The sequence below is a fragment of the Maribellus luteus genome (assembly GCF_003576475.1).
Taxonomy (GTDB): domain Bacteria; phylum Bacteroidota; class Bacteroidia; order Bacteroidales; family Prolixibacteraceae; genus Draconibacterium; species Draconibacterium luteum.
Genome location: NZ_QWGR01000157.1, coordinates 1 through 601, shown reverse-complemented (window position 1 = coordinate 601; position 601 = coordinate 1). Strand labels below are relative to the sequence as shown.

Annotated in this window: 1 protein-coding gene; it reads left to right on the top strand. The window is 66.4% G+C overall.

Going from position 1 to position 601, the window contains the following annotated elements; translation table 11 throughout:
* Positions 1–601: enoyl-CoA hydratase-related protein (locus D1614_RS28385; protein ID WP_206610178.1), on the top strand; the 601-nt coding region annotated here is incomplete at both ends.

The following is a 601-nucleotide window of genomic DNA, read 5'->3' as shown; positions in this document are numbered from 1 at the left end:
GAACCGATGACCGAGGAGGAGACAAGATGACCAGCCCGACCATTCTGCTTGACTGGCATGAACATGTGGCCACCATCACGCTGAACCGGCCCGATCAGCTCAACAGCTTCACGGCCGGCATGCACCGGGAACTGCGCGACGCGCTGGACAAGGTGGAGCGCCAGCGCGCCCGCGCCTTGATCCTGACCGGAGCGGGCCGCGGCTTCTGCGCAGGGCAGGATCTCTCCGAACTCAATGTCACGCCCGGGCAGATGACCGACCTGGGCCAGCTCATCGACGAGCAATTCAACCCACTGGTGCGCCGTCTGCGCGCCATGCCCCTGCCCGTGATTGCCGCCGTGAATGGCGTGGCCGCCGGCGCGGGCGCCAACCTGGCACTGGCGTGCGACATCGTGATGGCGGCCGAGAACGCGTGCTTCCTGCAAGCCTTCGTGAAGATCGGCCTGCTGCCGGATTCGGGCGGGACGTGGTTCCTGCCGCAGCGCATCGGGGTGGCACGGGCGATGGGGCTGGCAATGCTGGGGGAGAAGCTGGACGCCAAGACCGCGCTCGCCTGGGGGCTGATCTGGGGCGTCTATCACGACGCAAAAATTCTGATGAC